Below are 16,557 nucleotides of genomic sequence, written 5' to 3'. Positions count from 1 at the left end.
AGCATGCGAGTAACGAATGTAGCTAACACCGCTACAGCTTCATGTGTGGAGGGCATAATGCCCAGTCCAGCGTCTGCTCAAGCAAACGGGCACCATGGGTGGTTAAAATAGATTCCGGGTGGAATTGGTAGCCACACACCCGATGTGCGTCATGGCGCACCGCCATGACCATCTCACCAAAACGGGCGTTAACGGTTAATTCTGTTGGGATATTGCTGCCCACTAATGAGTGGTAGCGGGCTACTGGCAGCGGATTCGGCATGCCTGCAAACATAGCTTGTCCATCGTGTTCAATGGCCGAGGCTTTGCCGTGCAGTATCTCTCCGGCCTGTCCTACATGGCCGCCATAAGCTTCGACAATGGCCTGGTGGCCAAGGCAAATACCGATAATCGGTAACTGGCCGCGTAGACGTTGCAATAATTCGGGCATACACCCCGCCTGTGCCGGTGTGCCAGGGCCGGGTGAGAGCATCAGCACCGGTTGTTCGAGTTGTTGCAAGCGGGCGATAATGGTATCGGCGGCGATTTGGTTACGGTAAATCACCACCCGATGGCCACTGGAGCGTAATTGGTCCACCAGGTTGTAAGTAAAGGAGTCAATATTATCGAGCAGCAAGATATCAGCCATTAGAAGATCTCCCTGGCATGGTGTGCGCTAGCAATTGCCCGCAGAACCGCACGTGCTTTATTGCGAGTTTCATCGGCTTCGGCCTGTGGAATGGAGTCAATCACCACACCGGCCCCCGCTTGAACCGTGGCGACACCGTCTTCGACATAAGCTGAGCGGATAACAATGCAGGTATCCAAATCGCCGTGTGCGGTAAAGTAACCTACCGCGCCACCGTAACTGCCCCGACGTGCGCCCTCACTGCCAGCAATCAATTGCATAGCGCGGACTTTCGGTGCGCCGCTCAGGGTGCCCATATTCATACAGGCTTGATAAGCATGCAGTACATCCAGATCCTGACGCAGCGTGCCCACTACGCGCGAGACCAAATGCATCACAAAGGAATAGCGGTCAACTTTAGTTAAATCGGCCACATAGCGGCTACCCGGCTCGCAGATGCGGGCTAAATCATTACGGGCTAAATCCACCAGCATCAGATGTTCAGCCAATTCTTTATGGTCAGTGCGCATCTCCAGCTCAATACGGCTGTCTAAATCACGATCCAATTCACCATTGGCACGGCGGCCACGCGGGCGCGTACCGGCAATCGGGTAAATCTCAATCTGGCGGTTGGTGGCGTCATATTTCAGCGCACTTTCCGGTGAAGCACCAAACAGGGAGAATTCGTTATCCTGCATAAAGAACATATACGGGCTGGGATTATGGTCTTTCAATGTTTGGTATGCCGCCAGTGGTGAGGGGCAAGGCAGTGAGAAACGGCGCGAAGGAACAACCTGGAAAATTTCGCCTTCTCGGATTGCTATCTGCAATTGGGCCACCACTGCACCGTACTCTGCGTCTGATTGGTTACACTGTAACGCCATCTCAGGCACTGACTGGGCAGGGATCGGTTGTGGTGCTTGCTGTAGCTGGTGGCTAACTTGTTCTAACCGCTGGGTCAGACGCAAATGTTCGCTAGCGTCGGCGGTAAACAAACTGGCTTGCAACTGCGTCGAGCGATGCTGATGATCCAATATCAACAAGGTTTCGGCTAAATAGAAGCAGAAATCTGGGCAACGTTGGTCCTGGCGCAGCGGGGGTAAATTTTCAAAACCCGCCACCAAATCGTAAGCGAATAGACCACCAATGAATACGGCCTCCCGCTCAGCTTCGGGTGCATCGACCAGTTTTAGTAGCAAACGTAGCGCATCAAAAACCGACAATGACTGTAAACGAGAGTCTTCATCTTGCACTTCGTTAATGATAGGGAAGGTTAATTCACGGCCATTCGGGCGCACTTGAATCTCTACTTGTGGCGGTAACGCAGCATCTAACAGCGGTAATAACGACGCGCCATTGCGACTGAGTGCTTCAATCGTGACTTTCTGCTCAAGGGCGGTAATACGTAAAGCGCTATCAATAATCAGCAGGCTTTTTAAGTTCTGTTTACTGGTCACTTCTGCGGATTCAAGCAGCAGAGTGGCTGGTCGTGCGCCGCAGAGCTGGTGAAACAGCGCGGTTGGGTCATCGCGGTAACACGCCGGGGTGCTCAGTAACTGTAATGTGGGGCGCGAAGTTTGCATCATTTATCTTTCCTGAAAAGTGATTACGCCGAAATCTAACCATAAAAAAGCCCGCTATTAGCGGGCTGAAGCAATCTGCATTGTCTGGTGACTGATATGCGTGATTACATCGCCCGAGAGAGGGAGATGTGCCACCAACGCAGTAAGGAAATCAGGGAAGTTTTCATTATCAGTCACTACTCTCTATGATTGCATTCAGTTTATTCCCCTTGCCCTTGACGCCGTAGGGGGTTAGCTACGTTCACTTGCTGTTTACTCAGACGTTTAAGTGCCCTGTGAACTTGTGTACTAGTTAACTGGTTCATGAGGTAAATGTCAACCCTTGATTGATTGTTTTCTAACAAAGTCTGTGCGGTTATCTATTTCACTTTAATTTCGATACGGTGGCAGAGCACGACTAAGTTTGATTAACGTTAGTGTGTTATTAACAGGTATGATAGCCCGCCACGCTTTTTCGGATTTTTGTTTTGGTTAATAAGACCATTTTGATAAATAAACCTGTTTTGACTGATAACACCACCTTATCTGATAGGGCTGATGCCACCATATCAACGGCCTTTACACTTTATGATTTGCATAGCCATACCACTGCGTCGGACGGCTTGTTAACCCCTTCGGCACTGGTAATAAGAGCAGCGCAGATGCGGGTAGGTGTTTTGGCTATTACCGATCACGATACCACCGCAGGGTTGGCTGAAGCCGCCGCCACCATTGCCCAGCAACAATTGGCACTACGGCTTATCCCTGGGGTGGAAATTTCTACATTATGGGAAAACCACGAGATCCATATTGTGGGATTAGGTATTGATACCCAGCATGCCAGTATTGGCAAATTATTGAGTGAGCAGTCCAACTATCGCTATATTCGGGCGCAGGAAATAAGCGCGCGACTGGAAAAAGCGCGTATTCCCGGTGCCTGGGACGGAGCTAACCGCTTGGCGGGGGGCGGACAGGTAACCCGTGGGCATTTTGCCCGCTATCTGGTGGAGTTGGGGTTGGCGAGTAACGTTGGGCAGGTTTTTAAAAAGTATTTAGCCAAAGGCAAGACCGGTTATGTCCCCGCACAATGGTGTACAATAGAACAAGCTATTGAAGCAATTAAGCAATCTGGTGGGCAAGCGGTACTGGCGCATCCGGGTCGTTACGATTTAACCGCCAAATGGTTGAAACGTTTATTAGCCCATTTTGCCGAGCATGGCGGTGATGCCATGGAAGTTGCCCAGTGCCAACAAGCCCCCCATGAACGAGCGCAGCTTGCACAGTATGCGCGCGACTATAATTTACTGGCATCCCAGGGATCTGATTTCCATCAGCCTTGCGCCTGGATTGAATTGGGCCGCAAATTGTGGCTGCCCGCAGGGGTGGAACCAGTATGGCGTGATTGGCCTGTAGAGCCAGCTAACGCGAACGTTGAATGATGAGGTAGTGTCATGAGTCAATTTTTTTATATACACCCGGAAAACCCTCAGCCGCGACTGATCAACCAAAGTGTTGATGTGTTACGCAAGGGCGGGGTGGTGGTTTATCCGACAGATTCTGGTTATGCCCTTGGCTGCCGTTTAGAAGATAAAGCGGCAATGGAACGTATTTGCCGTATCCGTCAATTAGATGGTAATCATAACTTCACACTGGTGTGCCGTGATTTGTCGGAGTTATCGACTTATGCATATGTTGATAATTCAGCGTTTCGACTTATCAAAAATAATACCCCGGGTAATTACACCTTTATATTGAAGGCGACGAAAGAAGTTCCTCGGCGTTTGATGAATGACAAACGTAAAACTATTGGTTTACGTGTGCCTTCTAACCCTATTGCGCTGGCGTTGCTGGATGTATTAGGCGAGCCTTTGATGTCGACGACATTGATGCTACCGGGTAATGACTTTGCTGAATCCGACCCGGAAGAGATCAAAGACCATCTCGGTAAGCAAGTGGATTTAATCATCCATGGCGGTTCATTAGGGCAGCAACCCACTACAGTTATTGATCTGACTGATTCCTCTCCTGAAGTTATTCGTGAAGGAGCGGGGGACGCCACGCCGTTCCGCTAAATATCTTTAATATCTGGGGTGTTGGATACGGCATAACCGAAAGGTACCGGTATCCAACCCAGATGACATGCTCAATCACGGGTGTTAGAAGGCATATTTCACACTAAGCCCGCCAGCTACACCTTCGCGTTTTCCGCTGTAACCTGACAGTTTCAGGTCCATAGACAGATTCTTTTCTTTAGTCGGTGTGATACGAATGCCCACTTCACCAATGCCCGTGCTCCCTTTAATGCCCGCAGAATCGATATTATCCCCATCGATAGTCCCCTTGGCTTTACCATCAAACTCATATTCATAGGCAACCCCGCCGATAACATCCAGTTTAGGTGTGGCATGATAGGTAACAGTAACGCCGGTATTCACACGCTGTGAGTTCAACGCCGAAAACGTCAGCTTCTCACCCTGGGAATTGGTGACACTGTCACTGCCCACTCGAGTCGACAGGATACTGGCATGGGTGTCTAGTTTCACCGCCGGCGTCATGGCATAGCGATAGCCGGTTTTCAGCTGCCCGCTGACATAAGGTGACGCGCTGTCATAATGGCTCGCAACCCCGCCATTCACACCGAAATCAGCAGAAGAAAAGTCGCTAGATACCCGCCCTGCACGCAGAGAACTGTTGAGGTAAATAGCGTCAGTGAATGCATAGTTGGCAATAATACCTGCACCTTTATAGTCGACATTTCCGTTACTTTTTACACTGGCCAATCCGCTAAAATCATTATAGGCGTCATAGCTACCCCAGCCGGCTTCAAACAGGCCACCGAGGGTGAGTTGCCCCAGATTCTTGGTGATACCGGTGGTCAAAGCGAAGCTATCCATATCAATGTGGGAACCGGTGTTGTAACGGCTCTTGCTGCCGGAGGTAAGACCAAACAGTGCCACCCCATTATCATCACGGTAAAGTTGTGCTGTATCCAACCCGGCAAGCAGGTCGCTGCCTTGATTGATTAAAAACATGCCTGGCAGACGGCCTTCCAAATAGGCTTTAGTCTGTGGGTTTGCGTCAAAACCGGTGGTCGGGCCGTTTTCCCGGCTTAATTGGGTTACGCTATCTAACGACGCTTTTACTGCATCATTTTCCCGATACACTCTGATATCCGCCAGTTTTGCCGTACCAATTGTGACTTTTTGCGTGTTATTTAACGTCGGCTCACCCCCGGTGACATTTGAGATAAGCGTAATAGCATCACCCTTGACCAGGTTGCTGTCCTTACTGATACCGGTCACTGCAATAGCCGCATTGTCGATATTAGCCGCGTTAGTCAGTGCAATCAAAACATCATTATTTTTAATATTGTTGTTCAGATAGAAATTATAAAAGGCAAAATTACCGATCTTATTCAGAGTGATAGGGTTGGCGGAAAAATTAAAAGTATTGCCGGTGAAAGCATCACCATATGAGGTTGCGATACCGTCGAACATATCCGCATATCCCCCCCATATTTCACTACTATTAGCGTTAAATACCGGAGCGCCTGACAGCGTAATGGTGTTATTGATTGCAGTGGCATTCTCGGGGGTTGGTGCGCCACCAAAGCTTGAGGCATAACCGCCATAAATAAGGCCACTGAATACACCGCCATTCAGCGTAAGAGTGTTGGCATTACTTTTCACACTGATACTGCTACTTTCTCCTGGGGTTATTTGGTCAATCATGGTGATAGCTTCTGCGTAGCCACCATAAATAGAACCAATAAAGGAACCATCATTAATAACAATTGTATTGCCACTGCTTGAGGCGCTGGCGTTCGCCTGAGTTTTATCTACGCTGTTAGCGCCATAGGCAAAAGCAAACACATTGGTATAGGCATATCCACCATGCACAGGGCCACTAAACGAACCGCCATTAATCGTAATGTTATTGGTATCACTGGTGGCGCGCGCATCAGCCAAACTTCTGGCGATGCTGCCAGTACCGTAGGCGTTTGCCAAAGCATTGCCATTGCTAACAGAATAACCGCCGTAAATATCACCCTTGAACACACCATTGTTAATAATGATCGTATTCATATTACTGCTGGCGTTTGCATAGGCATCACTTTCGGCAATGTGACTTATCGCCATAGCGCTTACCATGGCATCGCTATTGGCATCGGCACTGGCATAACCGCCATAAATATCGCCGTTAAATAAACCATTATTGACGACAACCGTATTATTATTACTTGCCCCATTAGCATCAGCACGGCTCATAACCGCATCAGTATTACTTACGTTAGACGTTGATGCGACAGCATCAGCAGACCCGCCAAGAATAGATTGCAATGTGGCGGATGCGGGCGTATCGACAGTAACAGTATACCCGGAGGCATCGGTGCTCTCTGAACCCTGCGCCAATACGCCGATAATATCAGTACTTGAGGCTGTAGTGACCGTGCAGGCACTATCAGCCGATGTTCTGGCGGGGTCGTTACACTCAATAGCATAAGCACTGGAGGCCGCACCAGTCATTAACGTTGCCATCAGGCAGCGGGTAATAATATTTAATTTTTGGATTGTAATAGGTTTCATATAGATGAATACATCCTGGTGATAATAATGATTACAAGAAAGATAAAATCGAAATAAGAAAACGGAATAGAAATAAGAAGTGAGAAATTGAGAAAAGAAAGGCTTGGTTTTTAATCGGGTTTAAACTCGCCTTATCGAGTTAGAATTAGCACTGCAGATGGCAGTTGATGGAGTACATCTTAAATTGATTTAGATCACAAAATAATTAGACAGGCATCCAATCGGTGTAGGATTATTCTTGTATTGCACGATTTTTATCCATTTTGGACATGGCACTGTGGATCTCTGGGTAAGTGAAAAGGGTGGTCAGACACTTTTTGAATCCTTGAGTGTGAAATTAGTGTAATATGTCGGGTCACGAACCAGTGTGTGAGGCCGCCTGCACCCTTTTTAGTGCGCCATGCTGTGTTCTAAAATGTATTACATTCAGTGAGTTTCGCTTGATTGCGAGCTTAACTTGTTGATTACAATATATAATTCGACGCCTGTGAAGGCGACATTAGAGGTTGCTCAATGAGCGAGAAGTCAGAAAACCAAAAATTACCAAACTCAAAGCCACAAAGCCCTAAACCGCAGGGCGATAAAATTGTGGGTGAAAAATTACAGAAAGTCTTGGCACGTGCCGGTCATGGTTCGCGTCGGGAAATCGAAACTATTATCCAACAAGGCCGTGTCAGCGTTGATGGTAAAATATCAACGCTGGGTGATCGTGTTGAAGTCACTCAGGCCACCAAAATTCGCCTCGATGGTCATCTTCTTTCTATTAAAGAATCTGAAGAGGCTGTTTGCCGTGTTCTGGCGTATTACAAGCCGGAAGGTGAACTCTGTACCCGTAATGATCCCGAAGGTCGCCCAACAGTATTCGATCGTTTACCTAAACTGCGCGGTTCGCGCTGGGTGGCGGTAGGCCGTCTGGATGTTAATACGTCAGGGTTATTATTGTTCACCACTGACGGTGAACTTGCCAACCGTCTGATGCATCCAAGCCGTGAAGTTGAACGCGAATATGCCGTGCGGGTGTTTGGTCAAATCGATGACGAAAAAATCAAACAACTTAGCCGTGGCGTGCAGTTGGAAGATGGTCCAGCGGCTTTCCGCACCATTAGCTTCCAAGGCGGAGAGGGGATTAACCAGTGGTATAACGTTACGTTGACCGAAGGGCGCAACCGTGAAGTTCGCCGCTTGTGGGAAGCTGTTGGCGTGCAGGTTAGCCGCCTGATTCGTGTGCGTTATGGCGATATTAATTTGCCGAAGGGCCTGCCACGAGGTGGCTGGACCGAATTGGATCTGAAGGCAACCAACTACTTGCGTGAGTTGGTCGAATTGGATTCTGAAACTGTCAGTAAACTGCCTGTTGAGAAAGACCGACGCCGGGTTAAAGCCAATCAAATCCGTCGTGCGGTTAAACGCCACACTGAAGTCGCTGGCCGTCAGGTCGCGGGTCGTCAAGGTTCTGCTCGTAAAAGTTCTACTCGTCAAAATACGGGTAATGCAGCGCCAGCAGCAACGACTGCTCGACGCGGATCTAACAAGCGCGGGTAATTTGTCTAATGGGGAGGGAGCATTTTCTCCCCATCATTGATTTTAAGCATTCACATCCCTCCGTCAGCTATTGTGTTTCTTCCTGAAGTATAAAAAACCACCATCCATCTATTGGATAGTATAATATTTCTATAATAAATGTTTTTACCACATACACACACCGTCAACCACGATGAGATACCGCTAGTCTCTAAATATTCGGCGTGACTATATTGCTCTTGGGGAATACCCCTCGGATTTAAAATCTCAGGAGCATTAATATGAAAAAGTCTCTGTTAACGACCAGCGCGGCTATTTTATTTGTCGTCGGCACCGGATTCTCATCTGTAACTTATGCTTGTGCTGGGCCTCACTCTTACTCTCACTATGGTGACAATTGCCAAAACACGTGTGGTTCGCTCCCTAAACCATTGAAAAAAATCTGCTATTTTGACAGCACACAACACCAAGCGCAGTCGTCAAGCCAAGTGGTCCCTGGGATGGCAACACTAACTCCCGCCATTGGGACATTGACCCCGTCAAAAATACCCATGATCCCTCTAGAGAAGTAATTTGGAAAACTGAGTTTGCCAAAAGGGGCCGTAAGTTTAGATCTCATTATATATAGCGAAAAATGCCGCAGATATTGCCTCTGCGGCATTTCATTGGTTTGCATGAATACTGCGAATTACCAGTCAATACCTTGTTGTGCTTTAATTCCGGCATCAAAAGCATGTTTGACCGGGCGTAATTCACTGACGGTATCGGCCATTTCCAACAAATCGCGGTGGCAGCCACGGCCAGTAATAATCACGGTTTGATGGGCAGGGCGCTGTTTGAGGGCGGTGATGACCTCATCAAGTGGCAGATAGTCATAGGCGACCATATAAGTCAGCTCATCGAGCACCACTAAATCCAGGCTTGGGTCTGCCAACATGCGCAAACCGTGCTGCCAAACACCTTGGCAGGCGGCAGTGTCAGTTTCTCTATTCTGAGTATTCCAGGTAAAACCGGTCGCCATAACCTGAAATTCGACCCCATGCTGTTGCAGCAGGTTTTTCTCACCGTTAGGCCATTCACCTTTAATAAACTGAATCACCCCCGCTTTCAGACCATGCCCGACTGCCCGGGTCACAGTGCCAAATGCTGCAGTGGTCTTACCTTTACCGTTACCGGTAAAAATAATCATGATACCGCGTGTTTCTTGTGCTGCCGCAACCCGTGATTCAACCTTTTCTTTTATTTTTTGTTGGCGCTGCTGGTGGCGTTCTTCAGACATAACATGTTCCTTTATTCTGCGGGGCCGGCTTTACGGCCGGGTTGTGCATCGAAACTGATGCCGGTTTTTCTACGGCTATCATCGCTCATGAGATAAAGATATAGCGGCATAATATCAGCAGGTGTTTTTAATTTAGTTGTATCTTCGTCAGGGAAGGCGGATGCCCGCATCTGAGTTCGGGTGCCGCCCGGGTTAATACAATTCACCCGCAAATTGCTGTGTTTATATTCTTCTGCAAGCACTTGCATCATGCCTTCAGTGGCGAATTTGGATACGGCATAAGCGCCCCAGCCGGAACGACCCTGGCGACCCACGCTAGAACTGGTGAATACCAGCGAGGCGCTGTGAGATTTCAATAGTAGCGGTAAAAGTGCTTGGGTAAGCATAAATGTCGCATTTACATTCACTTGCATCACGTCCTGCCAGACGGCTATATTTTGCTGCGCCATCGGAACTATATCACCTAATAAACCGGCATTATGCAACACACCATCCAGATGTGAAACATGCTGACTTAGGGTGTCTGCCAGCTGCTGGCAATCTTGTTCCGATGCATGTAATAGGTCAAGTGGCAGTGTTACAGCGGGCAACCCTTGAGCCTCAGCTATCTGTTGTTGTACCGCCATTAATTTACTTTCAGTCCGGCCAACTAACACCAGACGAGCACCAAAACGGGCATAGGTCAGTGCCGCTTCGCGACCAATACCATCGCCTGCTCCCGTCACCAGTATAGTGCGGTTATTGAGCAGATCGTCTTTAGGTTGATAATGCATAGTTATTCCTCTTACTGGCGGCGGATATTTTATTCAGGCATGCCGCGATATCTCTTACATTCTTATATTTAAGCGAAACCAATGCAATTTTTCATTTGCGCAAGACGGCAGCTTACGGGTTCGCTAGAATGCAGATATCTCTCTAATAGCAGATGAATAAAGGCGGTATTTGTGGAGTTAATTTCTCTGTACGGACTGTTTCTAGCCAAAGTAGTGACGATTGTGGTCGCCATTGGTGCGGTAGTGTTACTGGTTGTCAGCCAAGGGATGAGAAAACAAGGGCAACGGGGTGAATTGAATCTGGTTGATTTGGGTGAGCAATATAAGGAAATTCAGCGGGAAATGCGGCTAGCGCGCATGAGCCATGCAGAACAAAAAAACTGGAGCAAAGAGTTTAAGAAGCAGCAAAAAGCGGATCAAAAGCTGAAGAAACAGCGCGCCAAAGCCGGTGCGGTGGCAGCGGTAAAACCCTGCCTATATGTAATTGATTTTAAAGGTAGCATTGATGCACATGAAGTGACGTCATTGCGAGAAGAGATTTCTGCGGTTCTGGCGGTTGCTAGCGCGCAAGATGAAGTGCTGCTGCGACTCGAAAGCCCTGGTGGCGTAGTGCATGGTTATGGTTTAGCCGCCTCGCAATTGGAGCGCTTGCGCCATAAAGGGATTCGCCTGACGGTGGCGGTCGATAAAGTAGCTGCCAGTGGGGGATATATGATGGCTTGTGTGGCTGATCGTATTATTAGCGCGCCCTTTGCTATTATTGGCTCTATCGGTGTTGTGGCCCAAATCCCGAACTTCCACCGCTTGCTGAAAAAGAACGATATTGATGTAGAACTGCATACTGCTGGTGAGTTTAAACGCACACTGACATTATTTGGTGAGAATACTGAACAAGGGCGCGAGAAATTCCGTGAAGATCTGAATGAAACGCACCTGTTATTCAAACAGTTCGTACAGCAACAGCGGCCCTCTTTGGACATTGATGCGGTTGCGACCGGTGAACACTGGTTTGGCACCCAAGCGAAAGAAAAAGGGTTGGTTGATGCCATTGGTACCAGCGATGATTTATTGATTGCTGAAATGGATAATCATGAAGTTATCGGTGTGCGTTATTCGCGACGCAAACGTCTGATGGATCGTTTTACCGGCAGCGCGGCAGAAAGCGCTGACCGTCTATTATTACGCTGGTGGCAGCGCGGCGAAAAACCCCTTTTATAATCTGAGAGCATAGGGTTTTTAGTGAAGGAAGGCAGGGGGCTTAGCCCCCTGTTATTTGTGGCTCAATGGCGAAATTAGCCATGTAATAATGGGAGGAGTCACCGGCAATTAATCGATTAAATGGTATTTAGCTGACAAAACATGAGCCAAATGTTTAAACATATTAAATACTGCGGTTGTTTTCGCTGTCGGTAAACCGTCTGCATCCAAGAAAAACTCGCCGCGAAATACCAATACTGGCCCTTTTTGCTCAACCTCAGTTGCCTGCATCCCATGCATATAATCTTCGTGCTGGCGAATAATCTCATTAGCCTCTGCTAATAATTTATTACGCTCAATCGGTGCTGTGTTTCCGTGCATTATATCTCCTTACTACAATGTAATTTCTCTCACTATTGTACTGCGGGTTAGCATTTGTTCGCAAACCGGCTAAGGTTTATTCGAGCCTCTGGCTGTTTTGTAGCCGTGATTGGATAAATTCATATTCCTCGCTAATTAGGTTGCGTAGCGCTTTTTATCAGGTACAGTGTGGGATTTTATACTATTAGGTGGAAGGTTTTGTTGACGCCATGAGGCAGAATTCGCTGCTGTAGTGCTGGGTGTAGGCAAAAATTTTTAGGGATCGAGGGGTCGTCAGGTAAGACTCGGCAGGCGCATTTATGGCTCCGATCAAAAAAACAGGTTGATCTCCTGAGAAAGTACCGCAATATAAAAAAGAGATTCAGAATGCCGCGGTACGGCAAGATAAAAACCTTCTTTTAGAAGAAATAATTTAGGTAAAGGTCATTATGGGTAAAGCCCTCGTAATAGTTGAGTCCCCGGCAAAAGCCAAAACTATTAATAAATACTTAGGGAATAACTACGTGGTTAAGTCCAGTGTCGGTCACATTCGTGATTTGCCGACCAGTGGATCAGCCAGTAAGAAGAGCGCTAACTCAACTGAAGATAAAGCCAAGAAAACCGACAAGCCCAAGACTAAAGTAAAGAAAGACGAAAAGGTTGCGTTAGTGAACCGTATGGGCGTCGATCCTTATCATGGCTGGAAAGCGCAGTACGAAATTTTGCCCGGCAAAGAAAAAGTGGTTGCCGAGCTGAAAGCATTAGCCGAAAACGCTGACCACATCTATCTCGCAACCGACCTTGACCGCGAAGGAGAGGCAATTGCCTGGCATTTGCGGGAAGTGATTGGTGGTGATGATAAGCGCTTTAGCCGTGTGGTTTTCAACGAAATCACCAAAAATGCCATCCAGCAGGCGTTTAATCAACCGGGTGAATTGAATATCAACCGGGTTAATGCCCAGCAAGCTCGTCGCTTTATGGATCGGGTTGTGGGTTATATGGTCTCCCCGCTGCTCTGGAAAAAAATTGCCCGTGGCCTGTCTGCCGGTCGAGTGCAATCAGTGGCAGTGCGCTTAGTTGTTGAGCGTGAACGGGATATCAAAGCATTCGTTCCCGAAGAGTACTGGGAGCTGCATGCTGACTTGCTGGCGAAAGGTGAAGTTCCGATTCAAATGGAAGTCACCCATGCCCATGACAAGCCGTTTAAACCGGTAAATCGCGAACAGACGCATGCTGCACTGAAATTACTGGAAAATGCGCGCTATAAGGTGCTGGATCGTGAAGATAAACCGACCAGTAGCAAGCCCGGCGCGCCGTTTATTACCTCCACCTTGCAGCAGGCTGCCAGTACCCGTCTGAGTTTTGGTGTGAAAAAAACCATGATGATGGCGCAGCGCTTGTATGAAGCAGGTCATATCACCTATATGCGTACTGACTCCACCAATTTAAGTCAGGATGCGCTGACCATGGTGCGTGATTATATTGGCGACAATTTCGGTGATAAGTATCTGCCATCTGCGCCTAATCAGTACAGCAGCAAAGAAAATTCGCAAGAAGCGCATGAAGCTATTCGCCCTTCAGATGTGAGTGTGATTGCTGAGCAGTTAAAAGATATGGAAGCCGACGCCCAGAAGCTGTACCAACTGATTTGGCGTCAGTTTGTGGCTTGCCAGATGACACCAGCTAAGTATGACTCCACCACGTTGACCGTTCAGGCTGGCGATTTCCAACTGCGGGCGAAAGGGCGTACTCTGCGCTTTGATGGTTGGACTAAGGTGATGCCTGCGCTACGTAAAGGCGATGAAGACCGCACTTTACCGGTAATTGAAGTGGGCAGTGATCTGGATTTGCAAAAACTTATCCCAAGCCAACACTTCACCAAGCCGCCAGCACGTTACAGCGAAGCATCACTGGTAAAAGAGTTGGAAAAACGGGGTATTGGCCGTCCATCCACATATGCATCAATCATTTCGACCATTCAAGATCGTGGTTATGTGCGGGTAGAAAACCGCCGTTTCTATGCCGAGAAAATGGGTGAAATCGTTACTGACCGGTTAGAAGAAAACTTCCGCGAATTGATGAATTACGATTTTACCGCGCGCATGGAAAGTGGCCTGGATCAGGTTGCCAACGATCAGGCCGAGTGGAAAGCTGTACTGGATGGTTTCTTTGCCGAATTCAGCGAACAGCTTGAAAAAGCAGAGAAAGACCCTGAAGAGGGCGGTATGCGCCCGAATCAGATGGTGATGACCAGCATCGACTGCCCAACCTGTGGCCGTCAGATGGGGATTCGTACCGCCAGTACCGGTGTGTTCCTTGGGTGTTCTGGTTATGCATTGCCACCTAAAGAGCGCTGCAAAACCACGATCAATCTGGTACCCGAAGCTGAGATTCTCAATATCCTTGAGGGTGATGATGCGGAAACTAACGCATTACGCGCCCGCCGCCGTTGCCAGAAATGTGGTACGGCAATGGATAGCTATCTCATCGATAACCAACGTAAATTGCATGTTTGCGGTAATAACCCTGCGTGTGATGGTTATGAGATAGAAGAGGGCGAGTTCCGTATCAAAGGGTATGAAGGCCCGATTGTTGAGTGCGAAAAATGTGGTTCTGAAATGCATCTGAAAATGGGGCGTTTTGGCAAGTACATGGGCTGCACCAATGACGAGTGTAAGAATACCCGTAAAATCTTGCGCAGTGGTGAAGTCGCGCCACCTAAAGAAGATCCGGTACCGTTGCCAGAACTGCCTTGTGAGAAGTCAGATGCCTATTTCGTGTTGCGAGACGGTGCTGCAGGCGTGTTCCTGGCTGCGAACACCTTCCCTAAGTCGCGCGAAACCCGTGCGCCGTTAGTCGAAGAGTTAGTTCGCTTCAAAGATCGTTTACCTGAAAAATTACGTTATCTGGCTGATGCGCCTGTGGCGGATAAAGAAGGTAATAAAACCATGGTACGTTTTAGCCGTAAAACCAAACAGCAGTATGTTTCATCCGAGAAAGATGGCAAAGCCACGGGTTGGTCTGCTTTCTATATCGATGGAAAATGGGTTGAAGCGAAAAAATAAGTGGTTAAACCGATCGGAGTACACTTAAGCCTATAGTGCGGTACTCCGGTACCACAACAAAAAACCAGCCTCAATGGCTGGTTTTTTTATTGGGCTAATCTACTCAAGTGCTTTATAGTCTTAGTTAATCCGCTAAAGTTATTACACTTTGGCTACTGTCTGCATTTATCAAAAAATACTATTATTTTTAGGCTGATGTACTGTAATACCAAGTAAGAAGGGTATATACAGTTAGCGATGAAATGATATAGTAGTTATATAAAATATTTTCTTATCACCTAATGTTATTATAAGGTCAATACTGACCAGCTTCGCACCATGCAGTTTACGGGTTTTAGTTAATAACTTCTCGGCATACCGGGTGATACCGATATACCAAACTGTGGCGTTCCCACAGTGTTCAACCTAGGATGGTATCGATATGAAATTGCAGCAGCTCCGTTATATTGTTGAGGTGGTCAATCATAACCTTAACGTATCGTCCACCGCAGAAGGACTGTATACCTCGCAGCCGGGGATCAGTAAGCAGGTCCGAATGCTGGAAGATGAGCTGGGTATCCAAATTTTTGCCCGCAGTGGCAAACATCTCACGCAGGTGACCCCCGCAGGGCTGGAAATCATCCGTATTGCCCGTGAAGTCTTATCCAAAGTAGATGCTATCAAAGCCGTTGCCGGTGAACATACCTATCCTGATAAAGGTTCGCTGTATGTAGCCACTACCCATACTCAGGCGCGTTATGCATTGCCGAATGTGATTAAAGGTTTTATCGAGCGCTACCCGCGTGTGTCGCTCCATATGCATCAAGGCTCGCCGACCCAAATAGCCGAAGCGGTTTCTAAAGGGAGCGCTGATTTTGCTATCGCCACTGAGGCGCTGCATTTATATGACGACCTGATTATGTTGCCGTGCTATCACTGGAACCGTGCTGTGGTAGTCAAGCCTGATCATCCTTTAGCAGGTAAAACCCACGTCAGCATTGAAGAGCTGGCAGCATACCCGATTGTGACTTATACCTTTGGTTTTACTGGCCGTTCTGAGCTGGATACTGCGTTTAATCGTGCTGGTCTGACACCGCGCATTGTGTTTACCGCGACAGATGCCGATGTGATTAAAACCTATGTGCGATTAGGGTTGGGTGTGGGGGTTATCGCCAGTATGGCAGTTGATCCGATCCAAGATCCTGATCTGGTGATAGTTGATGCCCGTGATATCTTTACCTACAGCACCACGAAAATTGGTTTCCGCCGCAGCACTTTCCTGCGCAGTTATATGTATGACTTTATTCTGCGTTTCGCCCCACATCTGACCCGTGATGTGGTGGATAAAGCGGTTGCCTTGCGTTCTAATGATGATATCGAGGCGATGTTCCAAAAAGTAAATCTGCCGACTAAGTGATAACTAAATCAACAGCTTACATCTGCCTCTAAAAATCGTGGTCGCTCACTATGTGTGAATTTCGTGTAAGTTATGTGTAACTTTCCGCCGTGAGCTTAGGCTCAACAGAGGAGGAGATCAACCTCCTCTGTTTCACATTTCATTAGAACGCAGGTTTATCCACAACAGAAGTTTGCATGATAAAAGTGTAATTACGCGGTGACTTTGCTTT

Annotated in this window: 14 protein-coding genes and 1 pseudogene; 8 read left to right on the top strand and 7 right to left on the bottom strand. The window is 47.8% G+C overall.

Going from position 1 to position 16,557, the window contains the following annotated elements; translation table 11 throughout:
• Positions 1–31 precede the first annotated feature (31 nt).
• The 3 genes from A6J66_006055 to A6J66_006045 form a co-directional block, all read right to left on the bottom strand.
• Positions 32–628 carry an anthranilate synthase component II gene (locus A6J66_006055; GenBank protein ID PNM23802.1) on the bottom strand — a complete coding sequence of 199 codons (597 nt, stop codon included), beginning with the start codon at positions 626–628 and terminating at the stop codon, positions 32–34.
• The gene (locus A6J66_006050) at positions 628–2,190 is read right to left on the bottom strand and encodes an anthranilate synthase component 1 (protein PNM23801.1); all 1,563 of its coding nucleotides are present in this window, start codon (positions 2,188–2,190) and stop codon (positions 628–630) included. The genes A6J66_006055 and A6J66_006050 overlap by 1 nt, the downstream gene beginning before the upstream one ends.
• Positions 2,191–2,294: 104 nt before the next feature.
• Positions 2,295–2,357 (bottom strand): trp operon leader peptide, encoded by a 63-nt coding sequence (locus A6J66_006045; protein ID PNM26909.1) that lies wholly within the window; start codon positions 2,355–2,357, stop codon positions 2,295–2,297.
• A gap of 336 nt (positions 2,358–2,693) precedes the next feature.
• Between A6J66_006045 and A6J66_006040 the strand changes: the two genes are divergently transcribed.
• Together A6J66_006040 and A6J66_006035 are read left to right on the top strand one after the other, a co-directional pair.
• Entirely contained in the window at positions 2,694–3,608 is a 915-nt protein-coding gene (locus tag A6J66_006040; GenBank protein ID PNM26908.1) for a phosphatase, read from the top strand.
• Between the two features lie 12 nt (positions 3,609–3,620).
• Positions 3,621–4,241: a threonylcarbamoyl-AMP synthase gene (locus A6J66_006035; GenBank protein ID PNM23800.1), complete on the top strand. Its 621-nt coding sequence runs from the start codon at positions 3,621–3,623 to the stop codon at positions 4,239–4,241.
• Between the two features lie 84 nt (positions 4,242–4,325).
• Here the strand turns inward: A6J66_006035 and A6J66_006030 are convergent, their stop codons facing one another.
• A complete protein-coding gene (locus A6J66_006030) occupies positions 4,326–6,755 on the bottom strand; it encodes a hypothetical protein (protein ID PNM23799.1) in 2,430 nt (809 codons plus the stop codon).
• 513 nt (positions 6,756–7,268) lie between these two features.
• Between A6J66_006030 and A6J66_006025 the strand changes: the two genes are divergently transcribed.
• Positions 7,269–8,297 carry a 23S rRNA pseudouridine(2605) synthase RluB gene (locus tag A6J66_006025; GenBank protein ID PNM23798.1) on the top strand — a complete coding sequence of 343 codons (1,029 nt, stop codon included), beginning with the start codon at positions 7,269–7,271 and terminating at the stop codon, positions 8,295–8,297.
• 260 nt (positions 8,298–8,557) lie between these two features.
• A complete protein-coding gene (locus A6J66_006020) occupies positions 8,558–8,848 on the top strand; it encodes a hypothetical protein (GenBank protein ID PNM23797.1) in 291 nt (96 codons plus the stop codon).
• Positions 8,849–8,964: 116 nt separating this feature from the next.
• Here the strand turns inward: A6J66_006020 and cobO are convergent, their stop codons facing one another.
• Both cobO and A6J66_006010 read right to left on the bottom strand, forming a co-directional pair.
• Positions 8,965–9,555, bottom strand: a complete 591-nt coding sequence (gene cobO, locus A6J66_006015) for a cob(I)yrinic acid a,c-diamide adenosyltransferase (GenBank protein ID PNM23796.1) — start codon at positions 9,553–9,555, stop codon at positions 8,965–8,967.
• Positions 9,556–9,566: 11 nt separating this feature from the next.
• Positions 9,567–10,328 carry a YciK family oxidoreductase gene (locus A6J66_006010; GenBank protein PNM23795.1) on the bottom strand — a complete coding sequence of 254 codons (762 nt, stop codon included), beginning with the start codon at positions 10,326–10,328 and terminating at the stop codon, positions 9,567–9,569.
• Positions 10,329–10,499: 171 nt separating this feature from the next.
• Between A6J66_006010 and A6J66_006005 the strand changes: the two genes are divergently transcribed.
• On the top strand, positions 10,500–11,546 hold the full coding sequence (locus A6J66_006005) for a protease SohB (GenBank protein ID PNM23794.1): 1,047 nt from the start codon (positions 10,500–10,502) through the stop codon (positions 11,544–11,546).
• A gap of 108 nt (positions 11,547–11,654) precedes the next feature.
• Here the strand turns inward: A6J66_006005 and A6J66_006000 are convergent, their stop codons facing one another.
• Positions 11,655–11,906 (bottom strand): hypothetical protein, encoded by a 252-nt coding sequence (locus A6J66_006000; GenBank protein PNM23793.1) that lies wholly within the window; start codon positions 11,904–11,906, stop codon positions 11,655–11,657.
• Positions 11,907–11,998: 92 nt separating this feature from the next.
• On the opposite strand from A6J66_006000, the pseudogene A6J66_005995 reads away from it, so the two are divergent.
• From A6J66_005995 to A6J66_005985, 3 genes and pseudogenes are all read left to right on the top strand, one after another.
• Positions 11,999–12,308, top strand: a pseudogene (locus tag A6J66_005995) (hypothetical protein).
• A 26-nt stretch (positions 12,309–12,334) separates the two neighbouring features.
• The gene (topA, locus tag A6J66_005990) at positions 12,335–14,950 is read left to right on the top strand and encodes a type I DNA topoisomerase (protein ID PNM23792.1); all 2,616 of its coding nucleotides are present in this window, start codon (positions 12,335–12,337) and stop codon (positions 14,948–14,950) included.
• A 421-nt stretch (positions 14,951–15,371) separates the two neighbouring features.
• Positions 15,372–16,346 (top strand): HTH-type transcriptional regulator CysB, encoded by a 975-nt coding sequence (locus tag A6J66_005985; GenBank protein ID PNM23791.1) that lies wholly within the window; start codon positions 15,372–15,374, stop codon positions 16,344–16,346.
• The last annotated feature ends 211 nt before the right edge of the window (positions 16,347–16,557 follow it).

It is taken from the genome of Yersinia enterocolitica (genome assembly GCA_002082245.2).
Taxonomy (GTDB): Bacteria; Pseudomonadota; Gammaproteobacteria; order Enterobacterales; family Enterobacteriaceae; genus Yersinia; species Yersinia enterocolitica_E.
Note: the sequence above shows the minus strand (reverse complement) of the source record. Positions and strands in the feature narration are given on the sequence as shown.

Bases quoted from the DNA above. Each gene is read 5' to 3' on its own strand.
- A6J66_006000 (PNM23793.1), bottom strand. From the start codon at position 11,906: ATGCACGGAAACACAGCACCGATTGAGCGTAATAAATTATTAGCAGAG.
- A6J66_006050 (PNM23801.1), bottom strand. From the start codon at position 2,190: ATGCAAACTTCGCGCCCCACATTACAGTTACTGAGCACCCCGGCGTGT.
- A6J66_006010 (PNM23795.1), bottom strand. From the start codon at position 10,328: ATGCATTATCAACCTAAAGACGATCTGCTCAATAACCGCACTATACTG.
- A6J66_006035 (PNM23800.1), top strand. From the start codon at position 3,621: ATGAGTCAATTTTTTTATATACACCCGGAAAACCCTCAGCCGCGACTG.
- A6J66_006055 (PNM23802.1), bottom strand. From the start codon at position 628: ATGGCTGATATCTTGCTGCTCGATAATATTGACTCCTTTACTTACAAC.
- A6J66_006030 (PNM23799.1), bottom strand. From the start codon at position 6,755: ATGAAACCTATTACAATCCAAAAATTAAATATTATTACCCGCTGCCTG.
- A6J66_005985 (PNM23791.1), top strand. From the start codon at position 15,372: ATGAAATTGCAGCAGCTCCGTTATATTGTTGAGGTGGTCAATCATAAC.
- A6J66_006020 (PNM23797.1), top strand. From the start codon at position 8,558: ATGAAAAAGTCTCTGTTAACGACCAGCGCGGCTATTTTATTTGTCGTC.
- cobO (PNM23796.1), bottom strand. From the start codon at position 9,555: ATGTCTGAAGAACGCCACCAGCAGCGCCAACAAAAAATAAAAGAAAAG.
- A6J66_006025 (PNM23798.1), top strand. From the start codon at position 7,269: ATGAGCGAGAAGTCAGAAAACCAAAAATTACCAAACTCAAAGCCACAA.
- topA (PNM23792.1), top strand. From the start codon at position 12,335: ATGGGTAAAGCCCTCGTAATAGTTGAGTCCCCGGCAAAAGCCAAAACT.